The organism is uncultured Brevundimonas sp. (genome assembly GCF_963977465.1).
In the GTDB taxonomy this organism is placed as follows: Bacteria; Pseudomonadota; Alphaproteobacteria; order Caulobacterales; family Caulobacteraceae; genus Brevundimonas.
The window spans coordinates 46,040-65,124 of sequence record NZ_CAXBOQ010000007.1; the positions used below are offsets into that span (position 1 = coordinate 46,040).

The following is a 19,085-nucleotide window of genomic DNA, read 5'->3' on the forward strand; positions in this document are numbered from 1 at the left end:
TTCCGGAAACAATTGGAAACACGCCAGTATGACGAAACGGATCACCGCCGCATTGGTTGCCGCCACCCTCGGGTTTTTTGCCCTGGGCGCAGCACCGGCAAAGGCCGATGATCCCTACTGGCAGTGCGTGACCTTTGCCCGGATGTTCTCGGGCATCAATATCTTCGGCGACGCCTGGACCTGGTGGAGCCAGGCGGTCAACCGCCTGCGGACCGGCGACGCACCCGAGACCGGGTCGGTGCTGGTGTTCCGGCCCGAGGGCCGGATGAGCCGCGGCCACGTCGCCGTGGTCTCCGACATCCTGACCGACCGGGTAATTCGCGTGACCCACGCCAACTGGGGCGGCAGCCGCGGCAAGGTCGAGGAAAACGTCACCGTCGTCGACGTGTCCGGTGACGGCGACTGGAGCCGGGTCAAGGTCTGGTACAATCCGATCAACGACCTGGGCTCGACCGTCTATCCGACCTACGGATTCATCTACAAGAACGCCCGCGACGCCTTCAACGCGCCGCGTGACAGCACGGCCAACGGCCAGCCCTGATCCGGAATCGGCGGCCCGGGACTGGCTCCCGACGGGCGGACGGCGGTATGGATTGGTCATGACCGACCAGACCCCCGAAGCGACTGCCGACGACACGTCCAGGCTCACCTATGCCAGCTATCTGGACCTCGACGTCCTGTTGAGCGCCCAGAACCCGCGCTCGGACGAACATGACGAGATGCTGTTCGTCATCATCCACCAGACCAAGGAACTGTGGCTCAAGCAGATCCTGCACGAACTGGCCCTGGCCCAGCGGCTGGTGCGAGCCGGCGATTTGGTGCCTGCCTACAAGAGTCTGGCCCGGGTCAGCCGTATCCAGGCGGTGATGACACACAGCTGGGACATCCTCGCGACCATGACCCCGGCCGACTATCTGCGCTTTCGCGGATCGCTGGGCACCTCGTCGGGTTTCCAGAGCGACCAGTTCCGCCGCGTCGAGACGATGCTGGGGCTGAAGGACGACAGCTTCCTGAAATTCCACACCGACCGACCCGAAGCCCACGCCGCCCTGACGGCGGCACTGGATGCGCCCAGCCTGTATGACGACGCCCTGTCGCAGCTGGCGGCGGCGGGCCTGCCCGTCCCGACCGAGGTGCTGAACCGTGACGTGCGCCAGCCCTATGTGGCCTCGGAAGGCGTCGAGGCGGCCTGGCTGGAGGTATATCGCGACACCACCCGCTGGTGGCCCCTGTACCAGCTGGCCGAGAAACTGGTCGATCTGGACGACGCCCTGCTGACCTGGCGACACAAACATGTGGTGACGGTCGAACGCATCATCGGGCGGCGCCGCGGCACCGGTGGAACCGAGGGTGTGGCCTATCTGGCCTCGACCCTGGAGCGGCGCTGTTTCCCGGAATTGTGGTCGCTGCGCACCAAACTCTGAACGGCCAAGCTGAAACCAAAGCGCAGTCTCGGCACTTTTGCTGCTGTTCCTCCCACAGCGAAAGGCACAATCATGAGCACCCCCCAATCCCACGACATCCACGTCCTGAACGGTCTGATCGAGACCACCCTCGACAGCGCCGACGGCTATCGCGAGGCCGCCAGCGAGACCGAGGACCGGCGCTTCAAGTCCCTGTTCGAGCAGCGCAGCTTCGAGCGTCAGGGCCTGGCCGGTGACCTCAAGGGCGCGGTGCTGACCCTGGGCGGCGAGCCCGAGGATGACGGTTCGGTGCTGGCCAAGGCCCACCGCGCCTTTCTCGACGTCAAACACGCCCTGCTCCGCGACGAACAGGCCGTGGTCAATTCGGTCGAGAACGGCGAGGACTTCATCAAGGCCAAGTTCGAGAAGGCGCTTGAGGATTCCGATGTCTCGGCCTCGACCCGCGAAACCATCCGCCGCGCCTATTCGACGGTCAAGGACGGTCACGACCAGATGCGCGACCTGAAGCACAGCCTGGAACGGCAATAGGACTCCGACGACCGCCCGTCCCCCAACGAGCGATCCGACGACGCGACCACGAAAAAGGCCCCGGCGGATCCCGCCGGGGCCTTGATCAATTGGGGTGATCCGGAGGGATCAGCTCTCGACGGCGGGCGTCTCGGCCTTGGCGGTTTCGGGCGCAGCGGCCTTCTTGTCCGGGCGCACGGTCTGCTTCTCGGCGATCCGGGCCGATTTACCGCGACGGTCACGCAGGTAATAGAGCTTGGCGCGCCGCACGACGCCGCGACGCTTGACCTCGATGGACTCGATCATCGGCGAGACCAGCGGGAAGACGCGCTCGACGCCCTCGCCGAAGCTGATCTTGCGGACGGTGAAATTCTCGTTGATGCCGCCGCCGGCGCGGGCGATGCAGACGCCTTCAAAGGCCTGGACGCGCTCGCGCTCGCCTTCCTTGATCTTGACGTTGACGCGCAGGGTGTCGCCGGGCTGGAAGACCGGGATCGGACGGATGTCGGTCAGGCGGGCTTTTTCTTCAGCCGCGATCTGCTGGACGATATTCATATCTACTTCTCCTCGAGCTTTGCGCTCTTTACCTGTGATTTGGCGGGGTCATGCCCCGCGGTCGTCTGTGCAGGATGCGCCGCCCAGAGGTCCGGCCGTCGCTCCCGCGTGGTCTCTTCCCGCTGTCTCTGACGCCAGGCAGCGACCTTTTTATGGTCGCCCGACAGCAGCACCTCGGGAATCTCCAGCCCCTCGAACGTCCGCGGTCGCGTGTACTGCGGGTGTTCCAGAAGGCCGTCCTCGAAGCTCTCGGATGACAGGCTTTCGGCCTGGCCCAGAACACCGGGGATCAGTCGTACGCACGCCTCGATCACCACCATCGCCGCCGCCTCGCCACCGGCGAGAACCGCGTCGCCGACGGCGACCTCCTCGAACCCGCGCGCGTCGAGCACGCGCTGGTCCACCCCCTCGAACCGGCCGCAGAGGACGGTGATCCCGTCCGCCTTTGCCCAGTCCTTGACGCGCGCCTGGGTCAGGGGCCGACCCCGGGCACTCATGTACAAAAGCGGACCCCCTTTCGAAGGGTTGGCCGACCCGGAAACACTGTCGAGTGCCCGGGCCACCACGTCCGCCTTGAGTACGGCTCCGGGACCGCCACCCGCAGGGGTGTCGTCCAAGAAGCCGCGCTTATCTTCGGAAAACGCGCGAATGTCCACTGTCTCGAGCGCCCACAGGTTCCGCTCACGCCAAGCGGTGCCGATCAGCGACACGCCGAGCGGGCCGGGAAAGGCCTCGGGGAACATGGTCAGGACGGTGGCGGTAAAGGGCATGGCGGCGGCTCATACAGGAAAGCCGGGCCGGCGGCGAGACGGTCCCGGCAGGCCCGAAGCGGTGGCCGGGGCAATTGGCAATTGACCTTAAAGGCCCGGACCCTCAAATCGACTCTCCGACTCCAGGAGACTCCATGCGCACCCTGTTGCTCCCGTTCGTTCTGCTGGCCCTGTCCGCCTGCGCTACCGCACCTTCGGTCCATCAGGCGACGATGCCGCTCGAAATCCTGCGGGATCCGGGGAAGCCGCCCCGGATGGGCGATTCGGTCTTGAAAGCGGGGGCCGACACACAGGATTCGCTCTTCTCGCTGGGTGTTTTTTTCGACAGCGAGGGTACCGAACTCGGCGCACCACGCTCGGTAGGATGGACAGTCAAGCTCGGGGCCTATTGCCGGAACCGCGACAGCTGGGTTCAGTCCGTGTTGATCGGTCCCGCCGGCCAGGTCTGGCGTGGCTTTCGCACGAACGTCCCGGCGGGACCCGACCGGTCTCATGACTGGTCCAGTGGGTCCACAGGAGCCAGAGGCCCCGGGGCCGTGGCCACGCCAGGCCTTTTGGACGCCATGGCCGCCGGCGGCCGCTTCACCCTGGCGCTTGAAGACGACACGGGGCAGCGCTGGAACGAAGCGAACATCGACACCCTGACCCGGGCCCGGCGTGAGCAACTGTTCGCCGACAACCGCGCGGCCTTCAAGGCGGTCGATCCGGAGACGGTGCCCGAGAGATCCGCGATGATGATCGTCAGAGAACTTGAGCCCTTCTCCCCGCCGTCACCGCCGCGATCCTGCCCGTCACCGTCCTGAATACGGCAGGACACCGCACGGCTTCAGGACAAGGGCCGTAATCAGCGCACCGGACGGCCGCCGCCTGCTGCGATCCAGGCGTCGACCTGGGTTTCCAGCACGTCCAGCGGCACGCCGCCGCCGCCCAGCACCACGGCGTGGAAGTCACGGATGTCGAACCGGTCGCCCAGCGCCTGACGGGCGCGGGCGCGCAGTTCGAGAATCTTCAGCTGACCGATCTTGTAGCTGGTCGCCTGGCCGGGGTTGGTAATGTAGCGCTCGACCTCCTTGACGATGTCGCGTTCGGACACGAGCGTGTTCTGCTGGAAATAGGCGATCGCCTGTTCGCGACTCCAGCGTTTGGAGTGCAGGCCGGTATCAGTGACCAGGCGCGCGGCCCGCCAAATTTCCAGCGAGAGGCGGCCGAAGTCGGCATAGGGATCCTGATAGAAGCCCATCTCCTTGCCCAGCAGCTCGGAATACAGGCCCCAGCCCTCGGAAAAGGCCCCGTAGCCGCCGAAGCGGCGGAAGCGCGGCAGGCCTTCGATCTCCTGGGCATAGGCGATCTGGAAATGGTGACCCGGCGCACCCTCGTGATAGCTGATGGCCTCGACCTGGGGCTTCAGCACCTGGGTCATGTCGGCCAGATTGACGTAGTAGATTCCGGGGCGCGAGCCGTCCGGTGCCGGCCGGTTGTAGAAGGCGACCGAGGCAGTCTCCTGACGCCAGGCCTCGACCGCGCGCACTTCAAGGGCCGCGCGCGGCAGGGTGTGGAACCATTGCGGCGCGACCCGCATGGCGTCGGCGACGGCGGCACGGGCGTCGACCAGATAGGCCTCCCGGCCCTCGGCCGTGTTCGGATACTGGAAGCGCGGATCGCTCTTGATGTGGGCGAAGAAGTCCTGGAGCGAGCCGGTGAAGCCGACGCGGCCCTTGATGGTCTCCATCTCGGCCTGGATGCGCGCCACCTCGGACAGGCCGATCTGGTGGATCTGGTCGGGGGTCAGGTCTGTGGTCGTGGATTGCCGCACCCGCTCGGCATAGTAGGCGTCGCCGTCGGGCAGCCGCCACACGCCGTCGTTGGAGGTGGCCAGCGGCTGGACGCGTTCGATCGTGGCCAGGATGCCGTCATAGCCGCGCTTGAACGGGCCGGTCAGGGCGTCACGACCGGCGGCCAGCAGCGTGGCCTTTTCCGTGTCGCTGGTATCGAGGGCCGCGACCTTCTTCTGGAAATCGGCCCAGACCGGATTGTCAGAACCGCTGTCGAAAGGGGCCCCGGAGATGACATTGCGGGTGTCGGTCAGGGTGATGGGAAAGACGAAGGCCGGGGAGACGAAGCCCTCGGCGGCGCGATGCTCCACATCGGCCGAAATCTCGCCCAGCACCCGTTCGACCTCGACCAGACGCGCGATATAGGCGCGGGCGTCATCAGGACTGTCGATCCGGTGGCTGTTGATCAGGAACACCGGAAGGCTGGTCGCCGGATTACCGTTGGCGGCGAAGATATAGTCGTGGTCGCGCCAGCGCGCGCCGGACACCTGACGCTCGACGCTTTCCTCGAACAGCTTCCACGAGAGCTGGCTCTGGGGACTCAGGGCGTCGAAGCGGAAACCGGCCTTCATCCGCGCCAGCTGGGCTTCGGACAAGGCCAGCTGGCGCGCGTCGGCAGCGGATGTGTAGTCGTTCAGCCGGTCGTAGTCGGTCTTGATGCCGAGAGCGGTCATCGACTGGGGGCTGAGGGCGATCTGTTCGCGGAAGGCCTGATCAAAGAAAGCGTCCAGCCGGGCGTCCTCACTCTGTGCCGGAATGGCGGCGACCGGAATGCCGGACGGCGCGACCGGACCAGACGTACCGGCACAGGCGGCCAGAAGCAGGACAGAAGCGGATGAAATCAGGATGCGGCGCATGGGACCCCCTAAAAAGCAGCCGCGACCATCCCTGCTCACCCGGGTCGGCGCAACCCCCAACCGGGACTAGTTGACCCAGGTGATGCGGCAGTCGCTGACCGTCCAGCCGGCGAATCCGGAGCGGACGCGGCACTGGATGCCGTTGCCGGCGAGCGGGCCGTGCATGATGGCGCTGTCGACCAGTGCCCCCTGACTGTCATAGCGCGGCTGTTTGAACTGGACCCAACGCAGCGGCTGACTCGAGGCCGGGCTGCGGGCGGGGTCGTGGGTTTCCGGGAAGCGCAGGCCGTAGCGACCCCAGTCGCAGCGCAGAGCCCAGCCGGTTCCGTCATCATCCAGCCACAGCGGCGGCGGCAGGGCGTCAGTGGTGTTGAACTTGTAGTGTTCGCGGGCGACCGCAGCGATGACGGCGCAGTCGTCGCCATTGTCGGCCATGGGCGGGCCGCCGGGGCCGGGCTCCATGGGCGTGGCGCAGGCGGCCAGCAGGGCGGTCGAGGCGAGCAGAACGGGCAGGACGTGCATGGCGGCTCCTATTTTGAGCGCATGCCGGTGATGGTGCGGTTGGGCGCGATATCTTCGGCCGAGGTGATCAGGTGAACGAGGGCGGGACGGCCGGCGTTCCGTGCGGCCTGTAGCGCGGCGGGGAAGTCGGCGGTGGTCTCACAGCGGATGCCGAAGGCTCCGAAGGCCTCGGCATATTTGACGAAATCGGGGTTCTTCAGATCGGTGGCGATGACCCGGTCGGCGCCCGAGTAGTGCATCTCCTGATGCATGCGGATGGTGCCGTAGGTGCCGTTGTCGACGACCACGACGACGACATTGATGCCGTACTGGACCGCCGTCGCCAGTTCCTGGCCGGTCATCAGGTAGTCGCCGTCACCAGCGATGCAGATCACGTCGCGGTCGGGGTGGACCGATTTGGCGGCGATGGCGGCGGGATAGCCGTAGCCCATCGCGCCCGAGGTCGGGGACAGCTGGGTGCGGCAGGCGCGGTGGCGATAGAAGCGATGCAGCCAGGCGGCGAAATTGCCCGCGCCGTTGGTGACGATGGCGGTCGGCGGCAGCACCTCGCCGAGATGGGCCATGCATTCGCTCATGTTGACCGCGCCGGTGACAGATACGGGGGTCGAGAAGGCCTGATAGTCAGCGTGGGCAGCGGCGGACTGGTCATGCCAGGCGCGACCGGGATCGATCGACGACAACGCCAGGGCGGCCAAGGCGTTATCAGCGGTGGCGCTGAGCGACGGCGTCCAGACCCGGCCCAGTTCCTCGGCACCAGGATGGATGTGGATCAGGCGTTCGGCGGTCTGTTCCCGGGTGAACAGGGTGTAGCCCTGGGTCGGATTTTCGCCGAGACGGGCCCCGATGGCGAGGATCAGGTCGGCCCCCTTGGCCCGGGCCGTCAGGGCCGGGTTGCAGCCGAGACCGAGATCGCCGGCGTAGTTCGGACGGTCGTTGGACAGCAGGTCCTTGCGCCGGAACGACAGGCTGACCGGCAGGCCGATCTTCTCGGCCCAGTCGCCGATCGCCGTCGTGGCCGCCTCGCTCCAGCCGGAGCCACCCAGCACCAGCAGCGGCCGTTCGGCGGCGGCCAGACGGGCGCGAACCTGATCGGCGAAGGCGGGGTCGAGCCCGGCGCGGGCCGGAACCACCGGCCGGATCGGTGCCGGGCCGCCGTCCTCGTGCAGCAGGTCTTCGGGCAGGGCGATGACCACCGGCCCCATCCGGCCCTGCAGGGCGGTGGCGAAGGCGCGTTCGACGATCTCGACCGTGCGCTGCGGACTCTCGATCTCGGTGGCCCATTTGGCCAGGCCGCCGAACACTTCGCGATAATCGACCTCCTGGAAGGCCCCGCGGCCGCGGTCGGTCAGGGCGATCTGGCCGACGAACAGGATCATCGGAGTCGAGTCCTGATGGGCGGTATGGACGCCGATCGAGGCGTGGGCCGCGCCCGGCCCGCGAGTGACCATGCAGACGCCCGGCTTGCCGGTCAGCTTGCCCCAGGCCTCAGCCATGTTGGCAGCGCCCGCTTCATGACGGCAGGCGATGACCTGAATTTTGTCGCGGACGTCGGCGAGGGCGTCGAGCACGGCCAGATAGCTTTCGCCGGGCACACAGAAGACGCGGTCGATCCCGTTCATCACGAGGGTTTCAACCAGACGGCGGGCGGCGGTGTTGGGCGCTTGGGTCATAGGCCGCTGCTAGCAGATCGACCCCGTGCCTGGCTATGCGGCGGAGACCGGATCCATCGGATCATAGGCGACCCCGGTCAGATAGAGACCGTCGGGCGGGGCGACCGGGCCGCAGGCGGCGCGGTCGCGGGCGGCCAGGGCGGCGGAGACGTCCTCGACGCTCCAGCGGCCGAGCCCGACCTGGACCAGGGTGCCGGTCATCGAGCGGACCTGGCTGTGCAGGAAGCTGCGGGCCGCGAACTCCAGACGCACCTCATCCCCGACCCGGTTGACCCGGGCGACATCGAGGGTGCGCAGCGGGGATTTGGCCTGACAGCCGATATCGCGAAAGGTGGTGAAGTCGTGCAACCCGATCAGGGTCAGGGCCGCCGCCTGCATCCGGTCGGCGTCCAGCGGCTTTTTCACATGCCAGACCCGACCCGCGTCGAGCACCGGCGGGGCCGGGCGGTTGAGCAGGCGGAACAGATAGCGGCGGCCGGTGGCCGAGAAACGCGCGTGCCAGTCGTCGGCAACCACCACACAGTCCAGCACCGCCACCGCCTCGCGCACCAGCCATGCGTTGAGAGCATTCATCACCGTGCCCGCGGCCCAGGCCTTGTCGAGGTCGAGGTGAACAGTCTGGCCGGTGGCGTGGACGCCGGTGTCGGTGCGGCCGGCGGCGGCGATGCGCACCGTCTGACCGCTGAAGCCGGTGATCGCCGCTTCGATCGCCCCCTGGACCGTCGGCAGGCCGTCCTGGGCCTGAAAGCCGTGATAGGCGCGGCCGTCATATTCGATGGTTAGCCGGTAGCGGGGCATTCTGGCTTCCCTAGCGCTCGCTGTCCGAGGGCGACAGCACGCTGCCGGCCGGCAGGGCGAAGCCACGCAGGAATTCGTCGGGGGCCTGGGCCGCCCTGCCCTCGCGCTGAACCCGCAGCAGTCGGACCGCGCCGTCGGCACAGGCCACGGTCAGGCCGTCGTCGATCACGGTACCGGGCGTCCCCTCCCCGGTCGCCGGGGCCGACATCAGCACCTTGACCCGCACCGGCCCGTCAGGACCGGGGGCGAGGAACCAGGCCCCGGGAAAGGGTGACAGGCCGCGGATGTGGGCGTCGACGGCGGCGGCCGGGCGCGACCAGTCGATCCGGGCCTCGGCGGGTGTGATCTTCTTCGCATAGGTCGGTTCGCCGGACTGGGGCGTGGTGACCCCGCCGCGATCGATGGCCCCCAAGGCGCGCGGCCACAGGCCGGCCCCGACCGTGGCCATACGCTCGGACAGGGTGGCGGCGGTATCGTCGGACCGGATGGCCAGGGTCTCGGACAACAGGATGTCGCCCTCGTCGAGACCTTCGGACATGCGCATGATCTGCACGCCGGTCTCGACGTCACCGGCCATGATGGCGCGCTGGACCGGGGCGGCCCCGCGCCAGCGCGGCAGCAGGGAGCCGTGCAGGTTGAAACAGCCCAACCGCGGGGCGTCGAGCACTTCAGGTTTGAGGATCTGGCCATAGGCGACGACGCAGGCGGCATCGAGGTCGAGGGCCTGGAAGGCGGCGATCGCTTCGGGCGACTTCATCGACTCCGGGGTGAACACCGGCAGGCCCATGATCTCGGCAAAGGCCTGGACCGGCGACGGGGTCAATTTCTGACCGCGACCCCGGGGACGGGGCGGCTGTGACCAGACGCCCACGACCTCATGGCCGGAGGCAATGATCTCGGCCAGGGACGGCACGGCGAATTCGGGGGTACCCATGAAGGCGAGGCGCATGACCCGCCCTTTAGCCGGGGTTGCGGCCTACTGCCAGCGTGTGTCGACGCCGCCGCCCTCATCCCACTCGCCACCGACGTCCAGGGCAGAGTCGAAATTGAGCATCCGGTCCAGCAGCAGGCCGGCGACCATACCCAGCACCCCGACCCCGACGAGGGTCACGACACTACCGATGCCGACCTTCTCGGACCGGGTCAGACGCCGGCGCCCGGCGGGATCAATGATCCGGGATTTTCCGCCGCGCCGGGCCATCAGGCGGCCATCCGGGCCAGTTTCTTGACCTTGGCCACGGCCCGTTCGCGCTTCAGGCGCGACAGGTGATCGATGAACAGCACACCTTCGAGGTGATCCATTTCGTGCTGGATACAGACGGCGTAGAGGCCCTCGACCTCTTCCTCGACGGTCTTGCCGTTATAGTCGAGGTAGCGGAGCCGCACCTTGCCGGGGCGTTCGACCTCGTCGAAATATTCGGGCACCGACAGGCAACCCTCTTCGTAGGCATAAATCTCGTCCGAGGCCCACAGGATCTCGGGATTGACGAAATAGCGCGGGTTGCGACGCGACTGATCCTCGGCCTCGCCCTCAACCGGCTCGGGGGCGACGTCCTCGCCGTCCAGCACCCGGTCGTTCAGGTCCATGACGATGACGCGACGGACGTCGCCGACCTGGACGGCGGCCAGGCCGATGCCGGGCGCGGCGTACATGGTCTCGAGCATGTCATCCATCAGCGCGCGCACATCATCGTCGACCTCGACCACAGGGGCGGAGATCTGCTTGAGCACTGCCGTATCGGCAGCGTTATCGACGGTCAGGATGCGACGAATGGCCATGGTCTGCAGGTAGGTGGCGCGGGGCCAAAGGTCAAGATTTCACGCCTGTCGGCCGAAGTCCGCGCGTCAGCTCTCGGCCGGGAGAAGTCGGGGTTTGCGGTCCGCCCCGATGGCCACATAGGTGAAGACCCCGTCGGTGACGCGAACCGACTCGGCCAGATGCTGGCCCCGGGTGCGTTTCCACGCCTCGACCTTGACCCGGACCGAGGTGCGGCCGGTGTGGACCACCCGGGCATAGATGCTGACCTCGTCGCCGACCGAAACCGGCTGCAGAAAGACCATGCCATCGACGGCGATGGTGGCACAGCGGCCCTGGGCCCGTTCGAACGCCGGCGTCGCGCCACACAGATCCATATGGGCCAGCAGCCAGCCGCCGAAGATGTCGCCTTCGGGATTGGTGTCGGCGGGCATGGCGATGACACGGCCGACCGGCTGGCCTTCGGGGCGGAACTGGGCGGCGACGGGATCGGTCATGACGTCACGACTCTGTGTGATTTGGGGTCCGCTTCATTAGGTCGTGGAAGGGGCTTTGTCCCGCCCGTTGGAAGATGGTAGCCGGGACTGAACGAATTTTGCCATACGGGCTCAATAGGCCCCTCATAACCGGCAGGGTCCACCGACCTGGCCCCGAAAACTGGATTCTGTTTGCATGACGGCTGCCGCGTTTTTGCCCTCGAGCCTCGCCCATTGGGACGAGATTGATCGCGGCAAGTTCCGTGACGAGCATGAGGTCGTGGCCGAATTGCTGGCCCAGGTGCCGCTGACGCCAGCCGAGCGCGAATCGGTGGCGGCCGAGGCCGTCGAACTGGTCGAGCGGGCTCGCAAGGACAACCAGCGCCAGGGCGTGATCGAAAGCTTCCTGCAGGAGTTCTCGCTGGGCACCCGCGAGGGTCTGGCCCTGATGTGTATGGCCGAGGCCCTGCTGCGCATTCCCGACGAGGAGACACGCGACCGGCTGATCTCGGAGAAGATTCGCTCGGCCGACTGGACCAAGCATCTGGGCCAGTCCGAAAGCCTGTTCGTCAACGCCTCGACCTGGGGGTTGATGCTGACCGGCAAGCTGGTCGAGGTCGACGAGGACGCCAAGCGCGACCTGCCCAGCTTCCTGCGCCGGGTGGCGGGCCGGATCGGCGAGCCGGTGATCCGCCAGGCCGTGGCCGCGGCAGTGCGGATGATGGGCGAGCAGTTCGTCGTCGGCCGCACCATCAAGGGCGCGCTGAAGCGCTCGGCCCGCGAAGGCTGGCTGTGCAGTTTCGACATGCTGGGCGAAGGGGCCCGCACCAGCGAGGACGCGGTTCGCTATGAGAAGGTATATTCTGACGCCATTGAGGCCGTCGGCCAGGTGCGACGCGATACCGACAGCATGCGCGGACCGCAGACCGGCCACGGCGTGTCGGTCAAACTGTCGGCCCTGTGCCCACGCTATGAGGCGACCCAGGAAACCCGGGTCTGGGACGAGCTGTATCCGCGGGTGAAGCGGCTGGCCCTGATCGCGGCCAAATACGACATCAATTTCTGCATGGACGCCGAGGAAGCCGACCGGCTGGCCCTGTCGCTGAAGCTGCTGGACCGGCTGGCCAACGACCCCGAGCTGGGTGAGTGGAAGGGCCTGGGTCTGGCCGTGCAGGCCTATCAGAAGCGCGCGCCCGAGGTCATCGCCCGGGTCACCGCCCTGGCCAGGCAATCGGGTCGCCGGATCATGGTCCGGCTGGTCAAGGGGGCCTATTGGGATACCGAGATCAAACGGGCCCAGATCGCCGGTCGCCCCGACTATCCGGTGTTCACGACCAAGGTCGCTACCGACGTCAACTATCTGGTCTGCGCGCGGGCGCTGATCGACGCCGCACCACACCTGTACGGCCAGTTCGCCACCCACAACGCCGTGTCGCTGGCGGCCATCCACCGGATGGCCAAGGCCGCCGACGTCAAGATCGAATTCCAGCGGCTGCACGGCATGGGCGAGCCCCTGTACGACGCGGCCGAGGCGGTCTGGGAGGTCGAGGACATGTCGATCCGCGCCTATGCGCCGGTCGGCGGTCATGAGGAGCTGCTGCCCTATCTGGTGCGGCGTCTGCTCGAGAACGGCGCCAACTCCTCGTTCGTACACGCCCTGCTCGACGAGCGGGTGCCGGCCACTCACGTCGCCTTCGATCCCGTTGCCGAGCTGGAAGCCCAGCCCGGTCCTCACCCCAAAATTCCGGTCCCCCAGCATATGTACGGAAATCGTCTGAACTCCCTCGGCCGCGACTATTCCCAGGTCGACGAACGCGAACGCCACGCCGTGGCCCTGGAGCTGATCGACCGCGAGAAGCTCAACTCCGGCCCGATCATCAGCGGCGTGTTGCGCGCCGGTGAAAATCCGACCGACGTGATCAGCCCATCGGACTGCAACAGCGTGCTCGGCTATGTGTCCGAGGCCACCGACACCGAGATCCACCAGGCCATCGAACTGGGCGCGCGCGCCCATATCGTCTGGGACCGGGCCGGCGGGGCGGCGCGGGCCATCGTGCTGCGCAACATGGCCGACGCTCTCGAGGCCGACATGGACCGGTTCGTCGCCCTGCTGTCGCGCGAGGCCGGGAAGACGCTGAACGACGGCGTCGCCGAGGTGCGCGAGGCCGCTGACTTCTGCCGCTATTACGCCATGCTGGCCGAGACCCAGTTCGCCGGACCTGACGTCCTGACCGGGCCGGTCGGCGAGACCAACCAGCTGATGCTGCACGGGCGCGGCGTGTTCGCCTGCATCAGCCCGTGGAATTTCCCGCTGGCCATCTTCACCGGCCAGATCGCCGCCGCCCTGGCGGCCGGCAATGCGGTGCTGGCCAAGCCGGCCGAGCAGACGCCGCTGGTCGCTGCCGAGGCCGTGCGCCTGTTCCTCAAGGCCGGGCTGCAGCCCGAGCTGATCGCCTTGGTCCCGGGTCGTGGCGAGACCGTTGGCGCGGCGCTGGTCAACCATCCGGGCATCGACGGGATCGCCTTTACCGGCGGCACCAACACCGCCCGCGCCATCAACATCGCCCTGGCCAACCGGCCCGGGGCCATCATCCCCTTCATCGCCGAAACCGGCGGCTTGAACGCGATGTTCGTCGACACCACCGCCCTGCGCGAACAGGTGCTGGACGATGTGATCAACTCGGCCTTCGGCAGCGCCGGTCAGCGCTGTTCCGCCCTGCGCATCCTCTATGTGCCCAAGGACTCGGCCAAGGGACTGATCGAGGGGCTGAAGGGCGCGCTGGCGACCCTGGTGGTCGGCGACCCGGCCGACCCGGCCACCGACATCGGCCCGGTCATCGACGCCGAATCGCGCGAGATGCTGGAGGCCCATCTGGTGCGGCTGGAAAAGGAAGCCAAGGTGCTGGCCCGGGCCGGGTTCGCCGAAAGCGCCAACTGCGGCCACGGCACCGGCGAATATTTCGCCCCGACCATCGCCGAGATCCCGACACCCGACTTCCTCGAGGCCGAGGTGTTCGGCCCGATCCTGCACATCTATCGTTACGATCCCGAGGATCTGGTGACGGTCGCGGGCAAGCTGGCCGGGCGTGGCTTCGGCCTTACGCTGGGCGTGCACAGCCGCATCGAGGCCTTTGCCGATGATGTGGTCCGGCTGGTACCGGCGGGCAATGTCTATGTGAACCGCAGCATCACCGGGGCCGTGGTCGGGGTCCAGCCGTTCGGCGGCGAGGGCCTGTCGGGCACCGGCCCCAAGGCCGGCGGACCCAACAGCCTGATCCGCTACGCCTCGGAACAGGCGATCAGCGTCAATATCGCGGCCCAGGGCGGCGATCCGGCCCTGCTCAACCTCTAGGCAACCGCCAGTTGGGCCCGACGCCCGTTCTCAGGGCGTCGGGGCCCGGGTCGGCGAGGGGTGCAGCTCAAGACCGCAATCCAGCAGACACCGCCACGCCTCTTCGGCGGTATCGGCCATGCAGAACAGCTTCAGGTCCGACTTCCCGATCAGACCCTTGGCAAGCAACATTTCGAAGTCGATGACGGACCGCCAGTGGGCTTCGTCGACCATCACCACCGGGATCGGCGGCGATTTGTCCGTCTGCCTCAGGGTGAGAATCTCGAACAGTTCATCGAGCGTGCCAAAGCCGCCCGGAAACACCACCAGCGCCTTGGCCCGCATGGCCAGATGCATCTTGCGCATCGCGAAATAGTGGAAACGGAAGGTCAGGTCCGGCGTCGACCAGGCGTTGGGTTCCTGCTCGTGCGGCAGGGTGATGTTGAAGCCGATCGACGGGGCCCCCGCCTCGGATGCACCCCGGTTTGCGGCCTCCATGATCCCCGGGCCGCCGCCCGTGGCGATAACGTTGTCGCGCACCTCACCGCCGTCGCACAGGGCGCCCCCACGCTGCGAGGCCAGGGTGCCGAAGCGGCGCGCCTCGGTATACCAGCGGGCGTGATCGGGCGACCCATCCTCGCGCACCCGGGCGCTGCCGAACACCACCACGGTCGAGCGCACGCCCCAGGCCCGCAGCGCCAGATCGGCCTTGGCGAACTCCAGCTGGAACCGGACCGCGCGCATCGGGTCACTGAGCAGGAAATCCGTATCCAGCGCCGGAAGCCGGTAGGAGGGCGACGCCTGCTGGGCGGTGTTGGACGGGTTGTCGGTCATGGGACGGTTTCCGGATGGCAACAGAGACAAGGGCCTCGACAGCCTCGATCCATATCAGCGTCGGTCGCGCCACCCAGCGGACCGACCGCCAGACCATTTTTGTTTCAGGTCGAATCGACCTGAATCCAGAAAATGGCCCCAATTCAAGCTGGAGCGAAATCTGAGCCGGGTTGGATGTCGTCCAACTCAGCCGGCTTCACTCTAGAACAGACGCGACACCCCGTCCGGGCCGGCGACGTCGCCGATACCCCCGCTGACCTCGAAGATCGTCGGACGACTGCGGCCGTCGGCCACGGCGACCGGGGCGATGATCAGCGGGGCCACGTGAATGACAGCGACCGAGTCACCGCTGGGGCAATAGACGTTCACATCGGGATAGCGGGCAGCGACCAGGCGGTTGATGCCTTCGATCAGGGCCGGGTCCCGCACCTCGGTGGCCGGCCCCGCCAGCGACAGGCCAACGGCGTCGCCCTGGCCAGCCTCGGAGCGGATGGCGATGGAGACGCGCGGGTCGGCCAGGATATTGGCCAGTTTCTGGCTGTCACGGGCGACGGTCATATAGATATTCAGACCGTCATTGACGTAGCCAACCGTGGTCACCTGCGGCCAGCCGTCGGGGCGGTTGACCCCGAGCGTCAGCAGCCGCTGGGAATCCATCAGGGCGACGATCGCCGCCACGGCCCCGCCGTGGATGGGGGTGATGTCGGTCGTCATGCGTGCGTCCTCCGTCTGACGGTGAGGGCCGGTCAGGCCCCGGGTGCATCTGGCTCTTCCGGTACTACGGGCTCCGGCTCGGACCGCCCCAGGTCACCTTCATCGAACAGGCGGAACTCATGCCAGACGCCGTTCAGAATGCCGAAGGCGACGGCGAGGCCGAGGCCGAGAATCCAGGCAAAATACCACATCAGATCAGGTCCTCGGCTCGGTCAGTACAGGTCGGGATTGGTCTTGAATTCGGCGACGCTGCTCCGGCCCCACAGCACCTTGTAGACCCAGGAGGTGTAGATCAGGATCAACGGCAGGAAGACGACGGTCACCCCCAGCATGATGAACAGGGTCAGATGGGTGGAGGATGAATTCCACACCGTCAGGCTGGACGCCGGGTCGATCGTGCTGGGCAGGATGAACGGGAACATCGACAGGCCGACGGTGGAGATGATGCCGATCACCGACACGGCCGACCCCCCGAAGGTCAGGGGTTCGGATCGACGCCAAAGGCCGAGCAGAGCCGCAACCACCCCGACCAGCCCCATCACCGGCGCGGCGATCATCCACGGATAGCGACCGTAGTTGTCGAGCCAGGCCCCGGGAGCGGCCACCACGGCGGTGCGCAGCGGATTGGACACACCTGACGGATCGGCGGCCCCGACGATGCGGAAGCCCAGATCGCCATAGGCCACGAACAGGCCGCCGGCGATGAACAGGGCGATACTCAACAGGCCGGCGACAGTGCCGAAGGTCCGGGCCCGGGCCGCGACCGGACCGCGCTCGGACTTGAGGCCCAGCCAGGCCGCGCCGTGCAACACCAGCATGGCCACCGACAGAAGACCGCACAGCAGGCTGAACGGCGTGAACAGACCCAGCAGCGAGCCCTCGTAGAAACTGCGCAGATCGCTGTCGAGGCGGAAATCAGCCCCGATCATGACGTTGCCGACAGCGACGCCGAATACCAGGGCCGGCACGAAGCCGCCGACGAACAGAGCCCAGTCCCAGAAGCTGCGCCAGGCCTTGGCGGGTCGCTTGGACCGGTATTTGAACGCCACCGGTCGCAGGATCAGGGCCGCCAGCACCAGAAACATGGCCATATAGAAACTTGAGAAACTGACCGCATAGACGAAGGGCCAGGCCGCGAAGATGGACCCACCGGCGAGCACGAACCAGACCTGGTTGCCTTCCCAGGTGGCACCGATGGTGTTGATGACCATGCGACGCTCGTCGTCGGTTTTGGCGATAAAGGGCAGCAGGGCCCCGACTCCCAGGTCAAAACCGTCGGTCAGGGCGAAGGCGATCAGTAGCACGCCCAGCAGTCCCCACCAGATCAGGCGGAGGGTGGCATAGTCGATGGGAAGTTCCATGTTCGGTATCCTGAAGATCGACGGTCAGGCGACGGCGGGCGCGGGTGTGGGGGTCGGGGGGTCGGTTTCGGCAAAGGCCTCCTGTTCAGCGAAAGGCCCCTTCTTGATCGCGTGCAGGATCAACCCGACCTCGACCACCGCCAGCGCTGCATACAGGACGGTGAAGCCGATGATCGTCCCCCACAGCTGCGAGACGCTGAGGCTGGAGGCCCCGAGGAAGGTGGGCAGGACACCCTCAACGGCCCAGGGCTGACGCCCGACCTCGGCCAGGATCCAGCCCAGTTCGGTCGAGATCCACGGCAGCGGCAGGGCCAGAACGGCCAGCCACAGGAACCACCGGGTCTCGTGCTTGCGCAGGGTGCACAGCACGAAGGCGGTGGCGAACAGGCCGATCATCAGGAAGCCGATGCCGGCCATGATGCGGAAGGCCCAGAACATCAGCGGCACATTGGGCACGGTGCTCCAGGCGGCCTGGACCACTTGCTCCGGCGTGGCCTGGCGTGGATCGGCGACAAAGCGTTTCAACAGCAGGGCATAGCCGAGATCGTTGCGGTGGATTTCGAAATCGGCGCGGGCGGTCATGTCGGACGGATCGGCCTTGATCCGCTCGACCGCGTCATAGGCGAGGACACCACGCTCGATCCGGGTCTCGGCCGTGGCGACCAATTCGAGGATACCCACGACCGGCTTGTCGATGCTGCGGGTCGAGATCAGGCCGAGAACATAGGGAATTTTGACCTCGAAATGGGTCTTGTGATCCTTGAGGCTGGGAATGCCGAAGGCGGTCAGGCCGGCCGGGGCAGGCTCGGTCTCCCACATGGCCTCGAGCGCGGCCAGTTTCATTTTCTGGTTATCGGTCAGGGCGTAGCCGCTCTCATCGCCGAGCACGACCACGGACAGGGAGGCGGCCAGGCCGAAGGCGGCGGCCACGGTCATCGAGCGTTTGGCAAAGCCGATATGGCGGCCCTTGAGCATGTAGAAAGCTGAAACGCCCAGCACGAAGACCGCGGCGATGACATAGCCGGCGCTGACGGTGTGGACGAATTTGGCCTGGGCCACCGGGTTGAACAGCACGGTCATGAAGTCCGTGACCTCCATCCGCATGGTGTCCGGATTGAAGGTGGCACCCACCGGATTCTGCATCCAGCCGTTGGCGATCAGGATCCACAGGGCCGAGAGATTGGTGCCGAGGGCGACCAGAAAGGTGACGAACAGGTGGCCGACCCGACTCAGCTTGTCCCAGCCGAAGAACATCAGTCCAACGAAGGTGGCCTCGAGGAAGAAGGCCATCAGACCCTCAATCGCCAGCGGGGCCCCGAAGATGTCGCCGACATAGTGCGAGTAGTACGCCCAGTTCATGCCGAACTGGAATTCCATGGTGATACCGGTGGCCACGCCGAGGGCGAAATTGATCCCGAACAGCACGCCCCAGAAGCGGGTGATGGTCCGCCAGATCGGCCGGCGCGTCATCACATAGATGCTCTCCATGATCACCAGCATGAAGGACAGGCCCAGCGTCAGGGGCACGAACAGGAAATGGTAGAGCGCCGTCAGGGCGAACTGCAGACGGGACAGATCGACGACCGCAAGGTCAATCATGGGCAGGTCTCCTGAGCGCCGGTTCGGGCGACCGGTTGACGCCCCGTCTAGGGGGGGCTTTAGGTCTGAACCTTGATCC

Annotated in this window: 20 protein-coding genes; 5 read left to right on the forward strand and 15 right to left on the reverse strand. The window is 66.8% G+C overall.

Annotation, left to right across the window (positions count from 1 at the left end):
* Positions 1–28: 28 nt before the first annotated feature.
* From AAC067_RS14335 to AAC067_RS14345, 3 genes are all read left to right on the forward strand, one after another.
* Positions 29–541, forward strand: a complete 513-nt coding sequence (locus AAC067_RS14335; protein ID WP_339933531.1) for a CHAP domain-containing protein — start codon at positions 29–31, stop codon at positions 539–541.
* A gap of 58 nt (positions 542–599) precedes the next feature.
* Entirely contained in the window at positions 600–1,424 is an 825-nt protein-coding gene (locus AAC067_RS14340) for a tryptophan 2,3-dioxygenase (RefSeq protein ID WP_339933532.1), read from the forward strand.
* A 72-nt stretch (positions 1,425–1,496) separates the two neighbouring features.
* Positions 1,497–1,952, forward strand: a complete 456-nt coding sequence (locus AAC067_RS14345) for a PA2169 family four-helix-bundle protein (RefSeq protein ID WP_339933533.1) — start codon at positions 1,497–1,499, stop codon at positions 1,950–1,952.
* 108 nt (positions 1,953–2,060) lie between these two features.
* Here the strand turns inward: AAC067_RS14345 and rplS are convergent, their stop codons facing one another.
* Entirely contained in the window at positions 2,061–2,486 is a 426-nt protein-coding gene (gene rplS, locus AAC067_RS14350; RefSeq protein ID WP_339933534.1) for a 50S ribosomal protein L19, read from the reverse strand.
* Positions 2,487–2,488: 2 nt separating this feature from the next.
* The gene (trmD, locus tag AAC067_RS14355) at positions 2,489–3,256 is read right to left on the reverse strand and encodes a tRNA (guanosine(37)-N1)-methyltransferase TrmD (RefSeq protein ID WP_339933535.1); all 768 of its coding nucleotides are present in this window, start codon (positions 3,254–3,256) and stop codon (positions 2,489–2,491) included.
* 134 nt (positions 3,257–3,390) lie between these two features.
* Here trmD and AAC067_RS14360 point away from each other — a divergent pair, with 134 nt between their 5' ends.
* Positions 3,391–4,059, forward strand: coding sequence for a hypothetical protein (locus AAC067_RS14360; RefSeq protein ID WP_339933536.1), 669 nt, complete (start codon positions 3,391–3,393; stop codon positions 4,057–4,059).
* A 41-nt stretch (positions 4,060–4,100) separates the two neighbouring features.
* On the opposite strand, the gene AAC067_RS14365 is transcribed toward AAC067_RS14360, so the two are convergent.
* The 8 genes from AAC067_RS14365 to AAC067_RS14400 all read right to left on the reverse strand — a co-directional run bounded on the left by AAC067_RS14365 (position 4,101) and on the right by AAC067_RS14400 (position 11,188).
* Positions 4,101–5,945: a DUF885 domain-containing protein gene (locus AAC067_RS14365; RefSeq protein WP_339933537.1), complete on the reverse strand. Its 1,845-nt coding sequence runs from the start codon at positions 5,943–5,945 to the stop codon at positions 4,101–4,103.
* A 66-nt stretch (positions 5,946–6,011) separates the two neighbouring features.
* The gene (locus AAC067_RS14370; protein WP_339933538.1) at positions 6,012–6,467 is read right to left on the reverse strand and encodes a hypothetical protein; all 456 of its coding nucleotides are present in this window, start codon (positions 6,465–6,467) and stop codon (positions 6,012–6,014) included.
* An 8-nt stretch (positions 6,468–6,475) separates the two neighbouring features.
* Entirely contained in the window at positions 6,476–8,137 is a 1,662-nt protein-coding gene (locus AAC067_RS14375) for a thiamine pyrophosphate-binding protein (protein ID WP_339933539.1), read from the reverse strand.
* A 33-nt stretch (positions 8,138–8,170) separates the two neighbouring features.
* A complete protein-coding gene (gene truA, locus AAC067_RS14380) occupies positions 8,171–8,935 on the reverse strand; it encodes a tRNA pseudouridine(38-40) synthase TruA (RefSeq protein ID WP_339933540.1) in 765 nt (254 codons plus the stop codon).
* Between the two features lie 10 nt (positions 8,936–8,945).
* Positions 8,946–9,884 carry a methionyl-tRNA formyltransferase gene (gene fmt / locus AAC067_RS14385; protein ID WP_339933541.1) on the reverse strand — a complete coding sequence of 313 codons (939 nt, stop codon included), beginning with the start codon at positions 9,882–9,884 and terminating at the stop codon, positions 8,946–8,948.
* A gap of 27 nt (positions 9,885–9,911) precedes the next feature.
* Positions 9,912–10,136 carry a hypothetical protein gene (locus tag AAC067_RS14390; protein WP_339933542.1) on the reverse strand — a complete coding sequence of 75 codons (225 nt, stop codon included), beginning with the start codon at positions 10,134–10,136 and terminating at the stop codon, positions 9,912–9,914.
* The gene (gene def / locus AAC067_RS14395; protein ID WP_339933543.1) at positions 10,136–10,714 is read right to left on the reverse strand and encodes a peptide deformylase; all 579 of its coding nucleotides are present in this window, start codon (positions 10,712–10,714) and stop codon (positions 10,136–10,138) included. The genes AAC067_RS14390 and def overlap by 1 nt, the downstream gene beginning before the upstream one ends.
* A gap of 66 nt (positions 10,715–10,780) precedes the next feature.
* The gene (locus AAC067_RS14400; protein WP_339933544.1) at positions 10,781–11,188 is read right to left on the reverse strand and encodes an acyl-CoA thioesterase; all 408 of its coding nucleotides are present in this window, start codon (positions 11,186–11,188) and stop codon (positions 10,781–10,783) included.
* Between the two features lie 175 nt (positions 11,189–11,363).
* Between AAC067_RS14400 and putA the strand changes: the two genes are divergently transcribed.
* Positions 11,364–14,519, forward strand: a complete 3,156-nt coding sequence (putA, locus tag AAC067_RS14405) for a bifunctional proline dehydrogenase/L-glutamate gamma-semialdehyde dehydrogenase PutA (protein ID WP_339933545.1) — start codon at positions 11,364–11,366, stop codon at positions 14,517–14,519.
* Between the two features lie 30 nt (positions 14,520–14,549).
* On the opposite strand, the gene AAC067_RS14410 is transcribed toward putA, so the two are convergent.
* The 5 genes from AAC067_RS14410 to AAC067_RS14430 form a co-directional block, all read right to left on the reverse strand.
* Entirely contained in the window at positions 14,550–15,332 is a 783-nt protein-coding gene (locus AAC067_RS14410) for a TIGR00730 family Rossman fold protein (protein WP_339933546.1), read from the reverse strand.
* Positions 15,333–15,533: 201 nt separating this feature from the next.
* On the reverse strand, positions 15,534–16,046 hold the full coding sequence (locus AAC067_RS14415; protein WP_339933547.1) for a pyridoxamine 5'-phosphate oxidase family protein: 513 nt from the start codon (positions 16,044–16,046) through the stop codon (positions 15,534–15,536).
* Between the two features lie 32 nt (positions 16,047–16,078).
* Complete coding sequence (cydX, locus tag AAC067_RS14420) at positions 16,079–16,237, reverse strand: cytochrome bd-I oxidase subunit CydX (protein ID WP_339933548.1); 159 nt, start codon at positions 16,235–16,237, stop codon at positions 16,079–16,081.
* 21 nt (positions 16,238–16,258) lie between these two features.
* Positions 16,259–17,407 carry a cytochrome d ubiquinol oxidase subunit II gene (gene cydB, locus AAC067_RS14425; protein WP_339933549.1) on the reverse strand — a complete coding sequence of 383 codons (1,149 nt, stop codon included), beginning with the start codon at positions 17,405–17,407 and terminating at the stop codon, positions 16,259–16,261.
* Positions 17,408–17,431: 24 nt separating this feature from the next.
* Entirely contained in the window at positions 17,432–19,003 is a 1,572-nt protein-coding gene (locus AAC067_RS14430; protein WP_339933682.1) for a cytochrome ubiquinol oxidase subunit I, read from the reverse strand.
* Positions 19,004–19,085: the final 82 nt, after the last annotated feature.

What these genes read in the sequence shown, in the direction of transcription:
- cydB (WP_339933549.1), bottom strand. Translation starts at nt 17,407, where the DNA reads ATGGAACTTCCCATCGACTATGCCACCCTCCGCCTGATCTGGTGGGGA.
- AAC067_RS14365 (WP_339933537.1), bottom strand. Translation starts at nt 5,945, where the DNA reads ATGCGCCGCATCCTGATTTCATCCGCTTCTGTCCTGCTTCTGGCCGCC.
- cydX (WP_339933548.1), bottom strand. Translation starts at nt 16,237, where the DNA reads ATGTGGTATTTTGCCTGGATTCTCGGCCTCGGCCTCGCCGTCGCCTTC.
- AAC067_RS14345 (WP_339933533.1), top strand. Translation starts at nt 1,497, where the DNA reads ATGAGCACCCCCCAATCCCACGACATCCACGTCCTGAACGGTCTGATC.
- truA (WP_339933540.1), bottom strand. Translation starts at nt 8,935, where the DNA reads ATGCCCCGCTACCGGCTAACCATCGAATATGACGGCCGCGCCTATCAC.
- def (WP_339933543.1), bottom strand. Translation starts at nt 10,714, where the DNA reads ATGGCCATTCGTCGCATCCTGACCGTCGATAACGCTGCCGATACGGCA.
- AAC067_RS14415 (WP_339933547.1), bottom strand. Translation starts at nt 16,046, where the DNA reads ATGACGACCGACATCACCCCCATCCACGGCGGGGCCGTGGCGGCGATC.
- AAC067_RS14390 (WP_339933542.1), bottom strand. Translation starts at nt 10,136, where the DNA reads ATGGCCCGGCGCGGCGGAAAATCCCGGATCATTGATCCCGCCGGGCGC.
- AAC067_RS14410 (WP_339933546.1), bottom strand. Translation starts at nt 15,332, where the DNA reads ATGACCGACAACCCGTCCAACACCGCCCAGCAGGCGTCGCCCTCCTAC.
- AAC067_RS14370 (WP_339933538.1), bottom strand. Translation starts at nt 6,467, where the DNA reads ATGCACGTCCTGCCCGTTCTGCTCGCCTCGACCGCCCTGCTGGCCGCC.
- fmt (WP_339933541.1), bottom strand. Translation starts at nt 9,884, where the DNA reads ATGCGCCTCGCCTTCATGGGTACCCCCGAATTCGCCGTGCCGTCCCTG.
- AAC067_RS14360 (WP_339933536.1), top strand. Translation starts at nt 3,391, where the DNA reads ATGCGCACCCTGTTGCTCCCGTTCGTTCTGCTGGCCCTGTCCGCCTGC.
- putA (WP_339933545.1), top strand. Translation starts at nt 11,364, where the DNA reads ATGACGGCTGCCGCGTTTTTGCCCTCGAGCCTCGCCCATTGGGACGAG.
- AAC067_RS14375 (WP_339933539.1), bottom strand. Translation starts at nt 8,137, where the DNA reads ATGACCCAAGCGCCCAACACCGCCGCCCGCCGTCTGGTTGAAACCCTC.
- AAC067_RS14340 (WP_339933532.1), top strand. Translation starts at nt 600, where the DNA reads ATGACCGACCAGACCCCCGAAGCGACTGCCGACGACACGTCCAGGCTC.
- trmD (WP_339933535.1), bottom strand. Translation starts at nt 3,256, where the DNA reads ATGCCCTTTACCGCCACCGTCCTGACCATGTTCCCCGAGGCCTTTCCC.
- rplS (WP_339933534.1), bottom strand. Translation starts at nt 2,486, where the DNA reads ATGAATATCGTCCAGCAGATCGCGGCTGAAGAAAAAGCCCGCCTGACC.
- AAC067_RS14335 (WP_339933531.1), top strand. Translation starts at nt 29, where the DNA reads ATGACGAAACGGATCACCGCCGCATTGGTTGCCGCCACCCTCGGGTTT.
- AAC067_RS14400 (WP_339933544.1), bottom strand. Translation starts at nt 11,188, where the DNA reads ATGACCGATCCCGTCGCCGCCCAGTTCCGCCCCGAAGGCCAGCCGGTC.